General features: G+C 60.7%; 18 protein-coding genes. 15 read left to right on the top strand and 3 right to left on the bottom strand.

Annotated features, from left to right (window positions below):
- Positions 1 to 30: 30 nt before the first annotated feature.
- Positions 31 to 1,005, top strand: a complete 975-nt coding sequence (locus tag FHS89_RS04145) for a DUF3179 domain-containing protein (protein ID WP_184008835.1) — start codon at positions 31 to 33, stop codon at positions 1,003 to 1,005.
- 92 nt (positions 1,006 to 1,097) lie between these two features.
- Here the strand turns inward: FHS89_RS04145 and tyrS are convergent, their stop codons facing one another.
- Positions 1,098 to 2,348 (bottom strand): tyrosine--tRNA ligase, encoded by a 1,251-nt coding sequence (gene tyrS / locus FHS89_RS04140; RefSeq protein WP_184008833.1) that lies wholly within the window; start codon positions 2,346 to 2,348, stop codon positions 1,098 to 1,100.
- A 65-nt stretch (positions 2,349 to 2,413) separates the two neighbouring features.
- Here tyrS and FHS89_RS04135 point away from each other — a divergent pair, with 65 nt between their 5' ends.
- The gene (locus FHS89_RS04135; protein WP_184008831.1) at positions 2,414 to 3,493 is read left to right on the top strand and encodes an anhydro-N-acetylmuramic acid kinase; all 1,080 of its coding nucleotides are present in this window, start codon (positions 2,414 to 2,416) and stop codon (positions 3,491 to 3,493) included.
- On the opposite strand, the gene FHS89_RS04130 is transcribed toward FHS89_RS04135, so the two are convergent.
- Positions 3,490 to 4,143 carry an alpha/beta hydrolase gene (locus tag FHS89_RS04130; RefSeq protein ID WP_184008829.1) on the bottom strand — a complete coding sequence of 218 codons (654 nt, stop codon included), beginning with the start codon at positions 4,141 to 4,143 and terminating at the stop codon, positions 3,490 to 3,492. The genes FHS89_RS04135 and FHS89_RS04130 overlap by 4 nt on opposite strands.
- A 161-nt stretch (positions 4,144 to 4,304) precedes the next feature.
- On the opposite strand from FHS89_RS04130, the gene FHS89_RS04125 reads away from it, so the two are divergent.
- The 12 genes from FHS89_RS04125 (at position 4,305) to FHS89_RS04070 (ending at position 13,590) form a co-directional block, all read left to right on the top strand.
- Positions 4,305 to 4,763: an Rrf2 family transcriptional regulator gene (locus tag FHS89_RS04125; RefSeq protein ID WP_184008827.1), complete on the top strand. Its 459-nt coding sequence runs from the start codon at positions 4,305 to 4,307 to the stop codon at positions 4,761 to 4,763.
- Entirely contained in the window at positions 4,760 to 5,803 is a 1,044-nt protein-coding gene (locus FHS89_RS04120) for an aminotransferase class V-fold PLP-dependent enzyme (protein ID WP_184008825.1), read from the top strand. Before FHS89_RS04125 ends, FHS89_RS04120 begins: the two co-directional genes overlap by 4 nt.
- 40 nt (positions 5,804 to 5,843) lie before the next feature.
- The gene (gene sufB, locus FHS89_RS04115) at positions 5,844 to 7,361 is read left to right on the top strand and encodes a Fe-S cluster assembly protein SufB (RefSeq protein ID WP_184008823.1); all 1,518 of its coding nucleotides are present in this window, start codon (positions 5,844 to 5,846) and stop codon (positions 7,359 to 7,361) included.
- Positions 7,362 to 7,523: 162 nt separating this feature from the next.
- Entirely contained in the window at positions 7,524 to 7,697 is a 174-nt protein-coding gene (locus FHS89_RS04110) for a hypothetical protein (protein ID WP_184008821.1), read from the top strand.
- Complete coding sequence (locus tag FHS89_RS04105) at positions 7,694 to 8,194, top strand: cupin domain-containing protein (protein WP_184008819.1); 501 nt, start codon at positions 7,694 to 7,696, stop codon at positions 8,192 to 8,194. The genes FHS89_RS04110 and FHS89_RS04105 overlap by 4 nt, the downstream gene beginning before the upstream one ends.
- Positions 8,191 to 8,436 (top strand): hypothetical protein, encoded by a 246-nt coding sequence (locus FHS89_RS04100; protein WP_184008817.1) that lies wholly within the window; start codon positions 8,191 to 8,193, stop codon positions 8,434 to 8,436. The genes FHS89_RS04105 and FHS89_RS04100 overlap by 4 nt, the downstream gene beginning before the upstream one ends.
- Positions 8,436 to 9,191 (top strand): Fe-S cluster assembly ATPase SufC, encoded by a 756-nt coding sequence (gene sufC, locus FHS89_RS04095; RefSeq protein ID WP_184008815.1) that lies wholly within the window; start codon positions 8,436 to 8,438, stop codon positions 9,189 to 9,191. Before FHS89_RS04100 ends, sufC begins: the two co-directional genes overlap by 1 nt.
- Entirely contained in the window at positions 9,192 to 10,484 is a 1,293-nt protein-coding gene (locus FHS89_RS04090) for a SufB/SufD family protein (RefSeq protein WP_184008813.1), read from the top strand. It abuts the gene before it with no gap.
- Positions 10,481 to 11,080: a YIP1 family protein gene (locus FHS89_RS04085; RefSeq protein ID WP_184008811.1), complete on the top strand. Its 600-nt coding sequence runs from the start codon at positions 10,481 to 10,483 to the stop codon at positions 11,078 to 11,080. Before FHS89_RS04090 ends, FHS89_RS04085 begins: the two co-directional genes overlap by 4 nt.
- A gap of 4 nt (positions 11,081 to 11,084) precedes the next feature.
- Positions 11,085 to 11,747 (top strand): Yip1 family protein, encoded by a 663-nt coding sequence (locus FHS89_RS04080; protein WP_184008809.1) that lies wholly within the window; start codon positions 11,085 to 11,087, stop codon positions 11,745 to 11,747.
- Entirely contained in the window at positions 11,747 to 12,349 is a 603-nt protein-coding gene (locus FHS89_RS04075; RefSeq protein ID WP_184008807.1) for a YIP1 family protein, read from the top strand. Before FHS89_RS04080 ends, FHS89_RS04075 begins: the two co-directional genes overlap by 1 nt.
- Positions 12,350 to 12,366: 17 nt before the next feature.
- Entirely contained in the window at positions 12,367 to 13,590 is a 1,224-nt protein-coding gene (locus tag FHS89_RS04070) for a cysteine desulfurase (RefSeq protein ID WP_184008805.1), read from the top strand.
- A 76-nt stretch (positions 13,591 to 13,666) separates the two neighbouring features.
- Here FHS89_RS04070 and FHS89_RS04065 read toward each other — a convergent pair whose 3' ends face one another.
- Entirely contained in the window at positions 13,667 to 16,138 is a 2,472-nt protein-coding gene (locus FHS89_RS04065; protein WP_184008803.1) for a penicillin acylase family protein, read from the bottom strand.
- A gap of 94 nt (positions 16,139 to 16,232) precedes the next feature.
- Here FHS89_RS04065 and FHS89_RS04060 point away from each other — a divergent pair, with 94 nt between their 5' ends.
- On the top strand, positions 16,233 to 17,108 hold the full coding sequence (locus FHS89_RS04060; protein WP_184008801.1) for an NAD(P)-dependent oxidoreductase: 876 nt from the start codon (positions 16,233 to 16,235) through the stop codon (positions 17,106 to 17,108).
- Positions 17,109 to 17,118 lie beyond the last annotated feature (10 nt).

Genomic DNA, 17,118 nt, shown 5'->3' with positions numbered 1-17,118 from the left:
GCATCACTGCACCCCAGAGCGAGGTTTGCGATGCGAATAATCCCCCTGATACTGACCGCTGCATTGGCTGGCCCTGTGCTGGCGCAGGATGGTCAGCCGACCCCGCCCTTCTGGGAGCAGGAATGGCCCGACACGAATTTCCAGCGTGCCTCCGTCCCGTTTGTGGAAATCCTGTCCGGTGGCCCGCCGAAGGACGGTATCCCTGCAATCGACGCTCCGCAGTTTCTCAACATCGCGGATGAAACCGAACTTCCAGAGGATGAACCGGTCATCACGCTCGATATCGAGGGGGAGCGCGCGCGAGCCTATCCGATCCGCTATCTGACATGGCATGAGATCGTGAATGACCGCATCGGTGGCAAGCCCGTCTCTGTCACGTTCTGCCCGCTTTGCAATTCGGCGGTCGTGTTTGACGGGATGCTTGACGGGCGGGAGATGACCTTCGGCGTGTCGGGCAAGCTGCGCAATTCCGATATGGTCATGTATGACCGCCAGACCGAAAGCTGGTGGCAGCAATTTCTGGGGGAGGCGATCGTGGGGGAGTTGACCGGCGCGCAGCTCACCGTGATCCCGTCATGGATGGAAAGCTGGGCCAGTTTCAAGGAGCAGTATCCAGATGGCATCGTCATGGCCCGGCCCGGCGCCTTTGGTCGCTCCTATGGGGTGAACCCTTATGCGGGGTATGACAGCCTGCCGCGTCCGTTCCTCTATTCCGGGGAGCCGCCGCCCCATGGGATTGAGCCATTGTCGCGTGTGGTGAGTGTGGGTGCGCGCGCCTGGCCGCTGGAGCGGATCGCGCAAGGCCCGGTGACAGAGGCTGGTGTCACGATCACATGGCGGGCGGGGATGGCCAGCGCGCTGGATCAGCGCTCCATCTCCGGCAGCCGCGATATCGGGATGATCCGGGTGCGGGATGCGGAGGGTCAAGATGTGGCGCATGATGTCGGATTTGCCTTCGCCTTTCACGCCTTTCATCCCGATGGCGTATGGATGCTGGGCGAGTAGAATCGCCGCCTGCCGCGGCGATGCGCTCGCCGCGCGGGCGGATATTTTAAGAAAGTGAATTGGGGCAGGGCGTTACGCGCTGCCCCTATCGTTTAGGCGCGGGTGACGAGGGCGTGGCGTTTTTTGCCCGCGCTCAGTTTCATCGGATTGGCGAAGTGATCCGCGGGGATCATCGCACCGGCGTCCGTGACAGGCTGATCATCAAGCTTGGCCCCGCCTTCAGCGATCAGGCGTTTCGCGTCCTTGCCGGATTTGGCGAGGCCCGATTTGACGAAAAGCTGCACGACGGAGATCGCGTCTCCCAGCTCATCCGATTGGAGCGTGATGGTCGGCAGATCGTCGCCGATGCCGCCCTGCTCGAACACTTCGCGGGCCGTGGCTTCTGCCGCTGCGGCAGCATCCGCGCCATGGCAAAGCGTCGTGACCTCATTTGCGAGGCGGATTTTCGCCGCGTTGATCTCGGCCCCTTCAAGCGCGCCAAGCCGCTCACATTCGTCGATTGGCAACTCGGTGTAGAGTTTCAGGAACCGGCCCACATCTGCATCCGTGGTGTTGCGCCAGAATTGCCAGAACTCATAGGGGCTGCGTTTCTCGGCGTTGAGCCAGATCGCGCCATCGGCGGTTTTGCCCATCTTCTTGCCGTCAGACGTGGTCAGGAGCGGCGTGGTGATCCCAAACACCTCCCCCTGTGCCACGCGGCGCGTCAGGTCGATCCCGTTGACGATATTGCCCCATTGATCCGAGCCGCCCATTTGCAGACCACAGCCATAGCGGCGGTGAAGCTCAAGGAAATCATAGGCTTGCAACAGCATGTAGTTGAACTCAAGGAAGGTCAGGGGCTGTTCGCGATCCAGCCGCAGCTTGACACTATCAAAGGTCAGCATCCGGTTGATCGTGAAATGCCGCCCGTAGTCGCGCAGGAAGGAGATGTAGTGCAACTCATCAAGCCATTCCGCGTTATTGGGCATGATGGCACCCGTTGGGCCATCCTCGAAGGACACATATTTGTCGAACACGGAGCGGATGCCCGCGATGTTGGCCTCAATCCCGGCTTCATCCAGCAATTTGCGCGACTCGTCCTTGCCTGAAGGATCGCCCACCTTCGTCGTGCCACCGCCCATCAGGACAATCGGCTTGTGCCCGCATTTCTGGAGCCAGCGCAGCGTCATGATCTGGATGAGCGAGCCGACATGCAGACTGTCCGCTGTCGCATCAAACCCGATATAGCCCGGCACCACCCCATTGAGGAGCCGTTGATCCAGCCCCTCCATATCCGTGCAATCCTGAAGGAAACCGCGCGCGATCATCGTGCGCAGGAAATCGCTCTTTGGGGTGTAGGTCATCGGTCTGGTCCGTTATCTTTGATTGCCGGGTGGTGTTACGCGGAGAAGCCACGAAAGGGAAGAGGATGACGCCGATTTGGGCGCTGGGGCTGATGTCCGGCACGTCAATGGATGGGGTGGATGCGGCCCTTGTGCGCACAGACGGGGCGGATGTGTTTGGCTTTGGGCCAAGCCATTTTCGCCCCTACACGGATGAGGAGCGCGCGATCCTATCGGCCGCGCAAGGCATGTGGCCGGGGCGCAGCAATGCGCTTGTCGCCGCATCCGAGGTCATCCATCACGCGCATCTGGAGGCGATCCGCGCGCTGCCCCCGGCGGAGGTCATCGGGTTTCACGGCCAGACACTGGCACATGACCCGGAGCGCGCGCGGACGCATCAACTGGGCGACGGGGCGCGCTTGGCGGCGGCGGCGGGCGTGCCGGTGGTGTGGGATTTTCGCTCCGCCGATATGCGGGCAGGCGGGCAGGGCGCGCCACTGGCCCCGTTCTATCATTTCGCGCTGGCGCGCGCGGTGGGGCTGACCGCGCCGGTGGTGTTCCTCAATATCGGGGGTGTTGCGAATGTGACATGGGTCAATCCGCGATGTGCTGCACCCGAGGCGCCGGGGGCGCTGTTGGCCTTTGACACCGGGCCGGGAAATGCGCTGATGGATGATTTCGTGATGGCACGCAGGGGCGTGCGGTTTGACGATAAGGGCGCGCTCGCGCGGGGTGGCCGCGTGCAGGATGTCAGCGCGATCGGGCAAGGTTTTTTGCAAAGAACGCCGCCCAAATCCTTGGACAGGCATGATTTCCACGCGGCACTGGAAATGGTCGCGCCGTTGTCAGACGCGGACGGTATGGCCACGCTGCTTGACCTGACGGTGGACACGATTGCCAAGGCTCAACTCCATTTCCCGAGCGCCCCGGTCAGGTGGCTCGTCTGTGGGGGCGGGCGCAAGAACGCAACCTTGATGGATGCGCTGTCAGCCCGCCTGTCGCAGCCGGTCGATCCGGTGGAGGCGGTTGGCCTTGATGGTGATATGCTGGAGGCGCAGGCGTTCGGGCATTTGGCCGTGCGGGTGTTGACCGACCAGCCCACCTCCGCGCCGGGCACCACGGGCTGCGCGGCGCCGGTCTGTGGTGGACAGATCAGCCGGATTTAGCGGATTTCGGGGCTTTTCTGGCGCATACGGACATAATCCTGCACTTGGCCGATCATGTCCTCCATCCCTTTTTCAAAGAAATGGCCAGCCTCTGGCACAACGCTGTGGGTGATGGTGATGCCCTTTTGCTGCTTGAGCTTGTCCGACAGGCCAACCACATCGGCGGGCGGGACCACGCGGTCATTCTCCCCGTTGATGATCAGGCCGGAGGACGGGCAGGGCGCGAGGAAGCTGAAATCATACATATTCGCGGGCGGAGCGACGGAGATAAAGCCGGTAACCTCCGGCCGCCGCATCAACAACTGCATCCCGATCCACGCACCAAAACTGAACCCCGCGACCCAGCAATGCTTGGCGTTCGGGTTCATGGATTGAAGGTAATCGAGCGCGGATGCTGCATCCGACAATTCACCGATCCCCTGATCATATTCGCCCTGCGACCGGCCAACGCCCCGGAAATTGAACCGCAGCACGGTAAAGCCCATCTCGTGAAACGCATAATGCAGGTTATAGGTGACACGATTGTTCATCGTGCCGCCGAATTTCGGATCGGGATGAAGGATGATCGCAATCGGCGCGTCCCGTTCCGGCTGAGGGTGGTAGCGGCCTTCTAGGCGACCCTCTGGCCCCGGAAAAATCACCTCAGGCATATCAATCCTCTCCGTTTATTTACACTGCTGACTGGGGATATCACTAGCTTGACAATTCCAGTCGGGAATTTTAGAAACATTCTAAACAAGGCGATGCCTCGCATGGTTGTTGGGAAGTAACCCCTGCACCCATTTCGGTCAATAGAAGTCGGAGATGTGCCATGAAACTCAGCACAAAAGGGCGCTATGCGATGATTGCGCTCGCGGATCTGGCCGAACAGCCCGAGGGGGCGCTTGTCTCCCTATCTGAGATTGCGGCGCGGCAGGATATCTCTCTCGCCTATCTTGAACAGCTTTTCGTCAAACTGCGCCGGGCAGGGATCGTTGAATCGGTGCGCGGGCCGGGGGGCGGCTATCGGCTGATGACCTCCCCGTCCGAAATTCGCGTGTCCACGATCCTTGCCGCCGTTGACGAGACGATGGACGCGCTGGCCCGTGGGGCAGGGGCGACCGGGGCCTCTACCGGAACCAGCGCGCAGGAATTGACCGATAAGCTTTGGGAGGCGCTGTCGGCGCATGTCTATGTCATGCTGCACCAAACGCGCCTGTCGGACATCACCGGCAACCAGTTGGCCCCCTGCCCAGCGGTGCCGTCCTTCGTCGAATTGGTGGACGAGTGAGCCGCGCTTACCTCGATTGGAACGCCACGGCCCCTTTGCGGGCAGAGGCGCGCGCTGCGATGATCGCGGCGATGGATGTCGTGGGCAATCCGTCCTCCGTTCATGGGGAGGGGCGCGCGGCGACGGCGATTATCGAGAATGCCCGGCGCGATATCTCAGCGGCAATCGGAGCATCGGGGGCGGATATCGTGTTCACCTCCGGCGCGACGGAGGCCGCGGCACTTGCCCTGCATGGCCGAACGTTGAGCGGTTTTGCCGGGGAACATGATTGCATCGACACATGGATCATACCGGATCTGACCTGCGATGCCGATGGCCGTGTGACGGTGACCAATCCCGCGCAAAGCACGGTGCAAACGGCCAATTCCGAGACCGGGGTTTTGCAGGACCTGCCAGAAGGGCTGGCGCTGACCGATGCGGTGCAGGCCGTGGGTAAGGTGCCTTTTGCGTTCTCATGGTCCGGGGCCGATATGGCGATCCTGTCGGCGCATAAATTCGGTGGGCCGAAGGGCGTCGGCGCGCTGGTGCTGCGGCAGGGGCTGGATGTGGACGCGATCCTGAAGGGGGGCGGGCAGGAAATGTCGCGCCGCGCGGGCACCGAAAACATCATTGGCATTGCCGGCATGGCCGCCGCCCTGACCGCCGCGATTGCGGACATGGAGGCGGGCGTTTGGGACCGGGTTGAAAAACTTAGAAACATTCTAGAAAACGCCCTTGCCGAGGCTGCGCCCGATCTTATCTTTTTTGGCAAGGGTGCGCGCCGCCTGCCCAACACGTCCACCTTTGCGCTGCCAGGGTGGAAGGGGGAGACGCAGGTGATGCAGATGGACCTTGCCGGATATGCCGTGTCTGCGGGATCGGCCTGTTCCAGCGGCAAGGTGGGCCCAAGCCGGGTTTTGAAGGCGATGGGCGCGGATGATGTGACCGCCGCCTCTGCCATCCGGGTCAGCCTTGGCCCGAGCACGACGGAAGACGAAATTATGGGCTTCGTTGAAGCCTGGACGAAGCAGTACCGCCGCCACATTGCGCGCGCGGCTTGAGGAACAGGCGCTTGATGCGCCGATGTGAGGAGCGACCAGTATGACCGCACTTGACGAAGTGAAAGTGAAAGAGGGCGTTGAAGCGGAAACCGTGGAAGCGGTGAAATCGCTGTCGGGCAAATACAAATATGGTTGGTCCACCAATGTGGAGATGGATTTTGCGCCCAAGGGCCTGAATGAGGATATCGTCCGCCTGATCTCTGCCAAGAATGAAGAGCCGGAATGGATGCTGGAATGGCGTCTCGCTGCCTATCGCCGCTGGCTGGAAATGGATGAGCCGGAATGGGCGATGGTCGATTATCCCAAGATCGAGTATCAGGAGCAGTATTACTACGCGACGCCCAAATCCATGCAGGACAAGCCGAAATCGCTGGATGAGGTCGATCCCGAACTGTTGCGCACCTATGAAAAGCTGGGGATCCCGCTGAAAGAGCAGATGCTTCTGGCGGGTGTCGAGGGCGCGGATGTCGATCCGAACCGCAAGGTTGCGGTTGATGCGGTGTTCGACAGCGTATCCGTCGGCACGACCTTCAAGGAAGAATTGGCCCGCGCGGGCGTGATTTTCTGCTCCATCTCCGAAGCGGTGCGGGAGCATCCCGAACTGGTGCGGAAATATCTCGGCACCGTGGTGCCGCAATCCGATAACTTCTTTGCCACGCTCAACTCGGCGGTCTATTCCGACGGCTCGTTCGTCTATGTGCCGCCCGGCGTGCGCTGCCCGATGGAATTGTCCACCTATTTCCGCATCAATGCGGAGAATACCGGCCAGTTCGAGCGCACGCTCATCATCGCGGATAAGGGCTCCTATGTGTCTTATCTGGAGGGCTGCACCGCGCCGATGCGCGACACGCACCAACTTCACGCCGCAGTCGTGGAACTCGTGGCACTCGAAGATGCGGAGATCAAATACTCCACCGTGCAAAACTGGTATCCCGGCGATGAAAACGGCGTGGGCGGTATCTATAACTTCGTGACCAAGCGCGCCGATTGCCGGGGGGACCGGTCCAAGGTGATGTGGACGCAAGTTGAGACGGGTTCCGCCGTGACGTGGAAATACCCGTCCTGCATTCTGCGCGGGGAGGAAAGCCAAGGCGAGTTCTACTCAATCGCCATCGCCAACAACATGCAGCAGGCTGATACCGGCACGAAAATGGTGCATCTGGGCAAAAACACGAAATCCCGGATCGTGTCCAAGGGCATTTCGGCAGGCCGCGCGCAAAACACCTATCGCGGGCTTGTGTCGATGCACCCCAAGGCGAAGAATAGCCGGAATTACACCCAGTGTGACAGCCTGTTGATCGGCGACAAATGCGGCGCGCATACGGTTCCCTATATCGAGGTGAAGAACAATTCATCGCGGGTGGAGCACGAAGCGACCACATCCAAGGTCGATGACGATCAACTCTTTTACTGCCGCCAGCGCGGCATGGATGAGGAGGAGGCCGTAGCGCTCGTCGTTAACGGGTTCTGTAAGGAAGTGCTTCAGGCGCTGCCCATGGAATTCGCAATGGAAGCGCAGCAATTGGTGGCGATTTCCCTGGAGGGTTCAGTTGGGTAGCATCTGGCTGGTTGTCATTGGATTTGGCAGCATTATAGCGGGGTTGGTTTGTATTATCGTTTGGTCTGAACGACGCAGTAAGCGTGGAGGTTCGAAGACTATTGTCGATGTACAAGGTTATGGCGGAACCCAAGACAGCAATTAATGATCGGTCGGAAGTTGATGAACCCTATAGTGCTCACCGCTGCTCTCACGGGCCTGTTTTGTGCGATGTTCGCCGGGTTGGTGGACATCGTGACAGACGCGCTGGCCATGTGGCAGGTGATGATCCTTGGCGCGGTATCGGGTTTTTGCGGCAGTCTATTTGCGCAGATCGTATTGCGGAGGACGAAATGACCAGCCCAGTTTTGAACATCGCGGATGCGCGCGGCTTCGATAATGATTTCGGCGGGTCGGAAACGTTTGGCGCGCGGCTTGCTCCCATGGGTGATGCCCTCGGCGCAAAGGATCTGGGTGTGATGTATATGGAGGTGCAGCCCGGCAAACGCGCCTTTCCATTCCACAATCACCACGCCAAGGAAGAGATGTTCATCATTCTTGAGGGAACTGGCACCTACCGGTTTGGGGAGGCGAGCCATCCGATCCGCAAGGGCGATATCTGCTCTGCTCCGAAGGGCGGTCAGGAGACGGCGCACCAGATTATCAATACCGGCGAGGTGGTCCTGAAATACCTCAGCCTATCGACCAAATTGGACCCTGATATCGTTGAATATCCTGACAGCGGGAAATTTGCAGCCTTGGCCATTGGCGAAGGCAACAGTTTCGATACCGCGCACATTCGGTTTATCGGCCGGATGGAAGACACACGGGATTATCTGGAGGGCGAAGAATGAACTATTTAGGCGCGAGCATCATTGCCGGGCTGATTTATTTCACCCTCGGTTTTATCTCAAACCTCTGGCTGGAGGGGCCGAATGTGACGACCCTCGCGGCCTTTCTGGAAGCGGCGATCAAGACGGCCGTTTTCGTAGTCCTCTTTCACTATGCCCATAATTTCGTCGCCGGAAAACTCGGTTGGTACAGCGACGATGATGACAATGACGCCCCTGCAGGCGCGAACACTGGAGAAAAATAATGTTGAGCATCAAGAACCTGCACGTCAAACTTGAAGAAGAGGACAAGCAGATCCTCAAAGGTGTCAATCTGGAGATTGGCGCGGGCGAAGTCCATGCGATCATGGGGCCGAATGGCTCGGGCAAGTCCACGCTGTCTTATGTGCTGTCCGGCAAGGACGGCTACGAAGTGACCGATGGCGAGGCCACGTTGCTGGGGGATGACATCCTCGATATGGAGCCGGAGGAACGCGCGGCGGCGGGTGTTTTCCTTGCCTTCCAATATCCGGTGGAAATCCCCGGTGTTGGCAACATGACCTTCCTGCGCACAGCCGTGAACGCACAGCGCAAGGCGCGCGGTGAGGAGGAGCTTTCGGCTGGCGAATTCCTCAAGGTCGTGCGCGAAAAGGCGAAAAGCCTCAAGATCGACGCCGATATGCTCAAGCGCCCGGTCAATGTCGGCTTCTCCGGTGGGGAGAAGAAGCGCAACGAAATCCTGCAAATGGCGATGCTTGAGCCGAAGATGTGCATCCTTGATGAAACCGATTCTGGCCTTGATGTGGACGCAATGAAACTGGTGGCCGAAGGCGTAAACGCGCTGCGCGATGCGGGCCGGTCTTTCCTTGTGATCACGCACTACCAGCGGCTTTTGGACCATATCAAGCCGGACGTCGTGCACATCATGGCAGACGGCAAGATCATCAAGACGGGCGGCCCCGAGCTTGCCCTTGAGGTGGAGAATAATGGCTATGCCGATATCCTCGGTGAGGTGGCGTAAATGGCTGTTGCAGACGTGAAAATCAGCGGGGCGGAGGCGCTCGTCGCGCGTCATCCGGCACCCGCATCCGCCGCGAAATGGGCCAATGAGGCCCGCGATGGGGCTATGGCCCGGTTGCGCGCAATGGGAGCACCCATGCGTCGGGATGAATATTGGCGGTTCACCAATCCCGCGATCCTGAATGCCGATGCGCCGCGCCATGCGACGGCACTCGTTACCGATGAAACACCGGTGTTTGACGGGTTTGATGCGCTGCGCATCGTGTTTGTCGATGGTGTGTTCGATGCTGCCCAATCCTCCGATCTAAGCGGGGAGCCGCATCTGAGCGTGGAGCATCTCACGGATGCGCTCGCCACCGATATTCACTGGGCCAAGGACGTGTTTGGCGTGCTGGAGGCTGCGGGCCAAACCCCCGTAGATCGTCCTTTCGCCGCCCTCAACACCGCTGTTGCGCAATCCGGCGTCGTGATCCGCGCCACCGGCCCGGTCAGCCGCCCGGTGAACCTGCGCTACCTTCATGTGGCCGAGGATGCGGATGCGGTGATCCATCATGTGATCAAGGTGGATGACAGCGCGACCCTCACTATTCTGGAGAACGGTCCCGCTGCTGCGCGTTTTAACAAGGCGATGGAGATCATGGTGGGCGATGGCGCCGAATTTCACCATGTCCGTGCCCAAGGCCGCGATCATGACCGCCAATGCGTGAGCCACATGTTCGCGCGGGTGGGCAAGGAAGCGCTCTATAAATCCTTCACTCTCACGGTGAATGGCGTGCTGACCCGTAATGAGCATGTGATTGATATGCAGGGTGATGACGCCTCCGCCCATGTGGCGGGTGCCTGTGTCGGGGAGGGGGATTTCCACCATGATGACACGGTATTCGTGACCCATGACGCGGAACGCTGCGAAAGCCGTCAGGTGTTCAAGAAAGTGCTGAAATCCGGCGCTGTCGGGGTGTTTCAGGGCAAAATCCTCGTCAAAGAGGGCGCGCAGAAAACCGATGGTTATCAGATCAGTCAGGGACTTTTGCTGGATGACGACGCGCAATTCCTCGCTAAGCCTGAGCTTGAGATTTATGCCGATGATGTGGCGTGCTCCCATGGCTCCACCTGCGGCGCGGCGGATGAAACGGCGCTGTTCTATCTGCTGAGCCGGGGCATCCCGCGCGCACAGGCGGAGAACATGCTGGTTCTGGCTTTCCTTGGGGAAGCGATGGACGAAATCGCGGATGACGATCTGGCCGAAGAGATGCGCGGGCGCGTCGCTGGCTGGCTGGAGCGGCATTCGAAGTGAGCACGTCCCTCGTCAGTGACATCCTGCACACATGGCGGTCCCCACGGGCCGCCATGCATGAGCAGCTAGCCCGAGGCTATGAGGAGCCACGGGCGCTGATGTATGTCATGCTCGCAGGCGGGCTGTTTTTCGTCGCGGGTATCCCACGCGCCATTCAGGGCAATATGGCCCAATCGGCAGAGCCGCTTGACGGGTCCGGTGTGATCATCTCGTGGTTCATCACTTCGGTCGTGATCGTGACGCTGATGCGGTATTTCATGGCCGCTGTGGCGCGCTGGAGTGCAAAGGTGTTTGGCGGGCGCGGCTCCTATTTCACCTCGCGCCTTGGCTTTTTCTGGATGTCCGTGGCGATTGCCCCGGCCATTTTGCTCGCAGGTATGGTCGATTTCGCGGCCCTGATGACCGGCTCAGCCCGGATCCTTTATGTCGCGGATATCGTCAATATCGCAGCACAACTCATGCTGTTGTGGCTGTGGTCGCGTGGATTGGTGGAGACGGAAGGATTCGAGCGGCCGATTTATGGGCTGGCCACTGTCATTCTGAGCCTTATTGTGCTCGCGGGGCTGATCGGTGGCCTCGTGTTGCTGACGGTGTAAGCCCATGTCTGACCACGCTCCGGACGATTTCGAAGTCACCCATGGCCATTACGAGGATCAACGCGCCTCTCTGGGTAAGCGGATCATTGATGGCTGGCGCGACATGCGCAAATCTACCGCGCGCCTGATCGCGGAGGACCCGGCAGAAGCACGCTTGCTGTTTTATGTCATGTTGTCGGACATCGTGACGTTTCTGTCCTGGAGCCTCAAGACGGTCGTTGCCCCCCCACAGGCGGCGGAGGATCGGCTGCCGGTCGCGATTGCCGTCTATCTGATCCTGATGCTGTTTGCGCGCACGGCGTCGATGTACATCTTCGCGGGTGCCATCGGCGCGGTGTGCAAACTGTTCGGCGGCAAGGGATCGTGGCGCGACACGCGGGCAGGGGTGTTCTGGGGCGCACTTGTCGCGGCACCGTTCGGCCTTGCCATGGCACTGTTCACGATCTTTCTGGCGTTTATGGAGCCGACCTTCCCAGCACTTGGCGCAGACTGGATCGCCCTGCCGCCCTATTGGATCAGCATGGTGCCCTTCCTGTGGTTCATCTCCGTCGGTGTGGCGGAGGCGCATGGCTTTCGTCGGGTTGGGTTCCTGTTCCTCAGCTTAAGTATTCTGACCATCGCGGGCGTGTTTGGTGCCCTGATCCTTGACGCACGCGGGGTGATTTGATGCTGCTGTCACAGCTTATCCATTATACGCGCACGAGCCTGATGGATGCCCGCGATGCCACCCGGCAGGCCATGCGCGCACCGTTCGCGACGTCAGAGGTGGTGTGGATCGGCATCACCTGCGTGATCCTGACGGTGCTGATCTCCCAAACCGTGCTTGAACTGCGCTTTGGCTTGTCCGAAGTCGTGCTGGAGCAATCCGACACGCCCGCTTTCGTGGCACTGACCCTGCAAAATCCGCTGCTGCTCGCTGTGTTTTATGTGGGCATCTATGTTCTGTCGCTGTTTGGCGCGGTCCGGGTGGGGGCGCTCTTTGGCGGGAAGGCGACGCCGCATGAGGCAATCGCTGCCGTGACGATGACGGTTGTCGTTGGTCTCGCGGTCAATACGGTCGAATCGATCCTTTTGCTGACAATCACGCCTTTTGCGTCCCTTTTCGCGCTCGCCGCCGCGGTCTGGCTGTTCTACCTCTTTGCCGTGGCCATCGCTGAGGCGCATGGCTTTGAGAACCTCGCCGCCGTGATGGGCGGCATCATCGCGACGGCTTTTGCCGCCCTTGTTCTGACGACCCTTATTGCGGCCCTGTTCGGCCTTGCAGCCTGAAAGGCACCTGAATACCCATGACCTATGACGTTGATGCGATCCGAAAAGATTTTCCCATTCTGTCCCGGACAGTGAATGGCAAGCCGCTTGTCTATCTCGACAACGGGGCCTCGGCGCAGAAACCCCGCGTGGTGATCGACGCGATCAGCGACTTTTATGCGAATGAATACGCCAATGTGCACCGTGGTTTGCACACGCTGTCAGGCATTGCGACGGACAAATATGAGGCCGTGCGCGAAACCATCCGCGCCTTTCTCAACGCAAAGGCGGAGGAGGAGATCATCTTCACCACCGGCTCGACCATGGGGTTCAACCTCATTGCCTATGGCTGGGCGATGGAGAACCTCAAGGAAGGCGATGAGATCCTCCTGAGTGTGATGGAACATCACGCCAATATCGTGCCATGGCATTTCCTGCGGGAGCGGATGGGCGTGAAACTGCGCTGGGTGGATGTGGCGCTCGACGGATCGCTTGATCCGCGAACCGTGATCAACGCAATCGGGCCGGATACCAAACTGATCGCCCTCACGCATCTGTCGAATGTGCTTGGCACTGTGGTCGATATTGCCCCCATCGCTGCGGAGGCGCGCAAGCGCGGCATTGCCACCGCGATTGATGGCTCTCAGGCGGCGGTACATATGCCCGTGGATGTGCAGGCGTTGGGCTGTGATTTCTACTGCATCACCGGGCATAAGCTTTATGGCCCCTCGGCCTCCGGCGCGGTCTATATCCGCGCGGATCGGCAGGCAGAGATGCGGCCATTCATGGGCGGCGGGGATATGATCCGCACCGTGGCCAAGGACGAGATCACCTATAACGACCCGCCCCATAAATTCGAGGCGGGCACCCCGGGCATCGCTCAGATGATCGGTCTTGGCGTCGCTCTCGATTATATGACCGCATTGGGGATGGAGAATATCGCCGCCCATGAGGCACAGCTTGCGGCCTACGCACAGGACCGGCTGACCGGGCTGAACTGGCTCAATGTGCAGGGCCATGCCCCGGGCAAAGCCGCGATCTTCTCCTTCACCATGGAAGGGGCGGGGCACGCCCATGACATCTCAACCGTGCTGGATCAAAAGGGCGTCGCGGTGCGCGCGGGCCATCATTGCTGTCAGCCCTTGATGGTGCATTTCGATGTGCCTGCCACGGCGCGCGCGTCCTTCGGGCTTTATAACACCACCGATGAAGTCGATGCCCTGATCGACGCCTTGGAAACCTGCCACCGCCTTTTTGCGTGACGCAAAGCCCGTTTCTTTTTTCCCAAAATACCTCCCGCCGGAGGCTCCCGCAGGCTGCAACCTGCGGGACGTTTGCCTATCTGGGCACCAGCCGCGTCACACCGATTGCATCCGCCCGCGCGCGCTCCGGATCAAGGCTCATGGGGATGTAATCCCCGCGCCGCCACAGGGTCGCCAGATCGTCATAATGGCGCGACAGCATATGCCCGCTCTGCCCGGTTGAAATGATATAGCGGGAGCCTTCGGGATCCCCGAAATCATAGATCACCCGCAGGGCAGAGCCGTGCACATTGGTGAAGGGATCGGGGTCTTCCCCGCGTGTCCGCCCGCGCATCAGCGTATTGTCGCCACCGGAGGTGGGTTGCACGATATTGGCAAAGAAACTCAACACCGGGATGCCGCCCAGCACCTGATGCTCATGAAACGCGCGATGTGCCTCGCCCCAGCGCCAGCTTTCCACCCGGTTGCCATATTGCGCGCTTAGCGTGTCGAGCGCATCATCAAGGGCGAGTGCTGCCATATCTTGGCAGGTCTCCACCGCGCGGGAGGTGACCACATCGCACCATGCCGCCGCCCCGTCGATATCGAGGAACGCACGCTCGATAAACAAGGCCTCCACCCGATCAAGTCGGTCAGCCACGGGGCCAAGCTCGTCGCGCATCAGCCGGATTTGCAGCGCCCGAACCCACATCGCATAGACCAGCGGCTCAGGACGGTGCTCGGACATCTCCCCGTTCCATTCGGCCAATCGTTCAAGCGCGGTCTTGCGCAGGGGCGTGAGCCGATCCTCCGGGCCCGTGCCGTCCTGCCACCACAAATCCCGCCCGATCAGCGGCAGCAATGTGCGCGCGGTGGGGGAGACGATATCGGTTTGCGCGTCGATGAAGCTTTCAGGCGTATGAAACTCCCGCTGACCAAGCAGCCGCTGCGCGCGCCCGATGCGCTGACTGTCCCCCCAGCTAAAGCTCATATGCCGAGGGAAGGGCGCGTCGGTGGTCCGGTTGTTGGTGTTGATCACCATCCCGCTGTCCGGGCTCAGGACACGCGGATTGTCGTCAAAGGGCAGATAGCCGAGCCAGTCATTCTCCTCCACCCAGCCCGGCACAGGGATGCGGCCTTGCCCCACATGGGTGTCGCGCCGATGCGGCATCTTTCCCATCACTTGCAACGCCACATCTTCGCGATCCGCCATGATCACGTTCTGCGGCGGGGAGATCAGGGGTCGCAGCGCCAATCGGCCTTCCGCGATGGAGCGCGCGCGCATCAGGCCCATCAGCGTATCCATCGACCGGTCATTGGGATCAAGGGCTGTCCAGGCAAGGGCTGCAACATGGCCCGGCGGGGTGATATCCGCCGCGCGGTAATGATCGCCCGGAATGACCGGGCCATGCCGTGTCCAGCGCAACGTGACCTGCCGCGCGGGTGCGCCCTTCACATTGATCAGGATATCGCGGCTGCGGAATTTCTGCGAGCCAGTCGGGGTGATGTATTGGGTCGGATCGTTGGGGTCGATGCGTTCGATATAGACATCCTGATCATCCATATAGGACGTGGTCAGCCCCCAGCCGAAATCCGCGTTTCGCCCGATCAAAATGCCCGGAAGGCCGGGAATGGTGCCGCCGATCACCCCGCCAGAGCCGGGAAATTCCAATCGCGCGAGCATCCAGATCGACGGTGCGCTCAGCCCCAGATGCGGATCGGATGCCATCACCGTCGCCCCGCTGGCAGAGCGGGAAGGTGCGGCCGCCCATGCGTTCGACGCCCCGGCAGAGCCGACCTCATGCACCGGATTGAGCGCGGCAAAGAGGGGGGCCACGGGCGGCTGCGCGTCGCGCGTTGGCATCACCTCGGGAAAGAGAGAGGAAAAATCGGGCCGCTCCAAGTCTGGCGGCAGCGGCGGCAGGGGCTGGATATCGTCCAGCCGCTCGGGTGACAGCAGCAGGGACAATTCCGCGCGCAACGTCTCCCGGCTGGCGTGATCGGTCAGTTGCAACGCCATGATCCGGTTGACGGCAATGGAATCTGCGGGGGTCCATGGCGCGATTTCGGCCCCAAAGAGGAAAAACTCCGGCGCGCCCCGCCCCAGCGCCTCCGCCTGTACCTCCCGCAGCCGCGCATTCACGCCTGCTGCATAGGCGCGCATCGCCGATTGCGTTTCGGGGGATTGGTTCGGCACCATCGCCTGTGCCACGCCATAGATGTCAAGCGCGCGCAAAAGATGGTCAATCTCCACCGTCGCCTCACCGAACAATTCCGACAGCCGCCCCTGTGCCGTGCGCCGCAGCATGGTCATCTGCCACAGCCGGTCCTGCGCATGGGCATAGCCAAGGCCAAAGAACACGTCCTCATCCGTTTCGCCAAAAATATGCGGCACGGCATGGAGATCGCGCACAATCTCGACCGGGCCATTGAGGCCATCAACCTCCACGGTCGCGTCATACTCGGGCAGGGAGCCTGCGGCGAGGTAATACACAACACCAATCCCGATCGCGAGCAGTGCCATCCCAGCCACCAACGCGCGTATCAGCCATCGAAATGCCGTGATCATCCTGCCCATCCCCTGTTCTGACTTGACCCTTTGTGGGTAACAGCCCAACTCTGCCCCATCAATGGCGACTATACTCAGTGCGGGAGAGGACAACATGGCAAAAGTAGCATTCATCGGTTTGGGGGTCATGGGCTACCCGATGGCAGGGCATCTCAAGGCTGCGGGGCATGATGTGACCGTCTATAACCGCACCTTCGCCAAGGCAGAGGCTTGGGCGGCGGAGCATGGCGGGCAGGCGGTCAAAACTCCGGCGGAGGCCGCCAAGGGCGCGGAATTTGTGTTCTGCTGCGTGGGCAATGACGATGATCTGCGCTCCGTCACCATTGGTGCTGAGGGCGCGTTTGAAACGGTGGGCGCGGATGCGGTTTTCGTCGATCACACGACCGCATCGGCGCGCGTGGCGCGGGAGCTTGACGCGGCGGCCCGCGAGAAAGGCTTTCATTTCATCGACGCGCCTGTGTCCGGTGGGCAGGCAGGGGCGGAGAATGGTGCGCTCACCGTGATGTGTGGCGGCACACAGGCCGCGTTTGATCGCGCGGCCCCGGTCATCGACGCATTCGCCGCCGCCTGCCGCCTGATGGGCGAGGCGGGTGCCGGACAGTTGACCAAGATGGTCAACCAGATTTGCATCGCAGGGCTTGTGCAGGGGCTGAGCGAAGGGCTGCATTTCGCGCAAAAAGCCGGGCTTGACGGGGATGCAGTGCTCGACGCGATCTCAAAAGGGGCGGCGGGAAGCTGGCAGATGTCGAACCGGGGCAGCACGATGATCGCGGATAAATTCGATTTCGGCTTTGCGGTGGATTGGATGCGCAAAGACCTCGGTATCGTTTTGGATGAAGCGCGCAACAACGGCGCGACTCTGCCCGTGACCGCGCAGGTCGATCAATTCTATGGCGATGTGCAGAATATGGGCGGCGGGCGCTGGGACACATCAAGCCTGATCCGGCGGTTGCGACGTCTCGACCAATAATGGCAGCGAC

The sequence above is a fragment of the Rubricella aquisinus genome, assembly GCF_014199445.1.
Taxonomy (GTDB): domain Bacteria; phylum Pseudomonadota; class Alphaproteobacteria; order Rhodobacterales; family Rhodobacteraceae; genus Rubricella; species Rubricella aquisinus.
The sequence above is the reverse complement of the archived record's forward strand: the minus strand, read 5'-3'. Positions and strand labels throughout refer to the sequence as shown.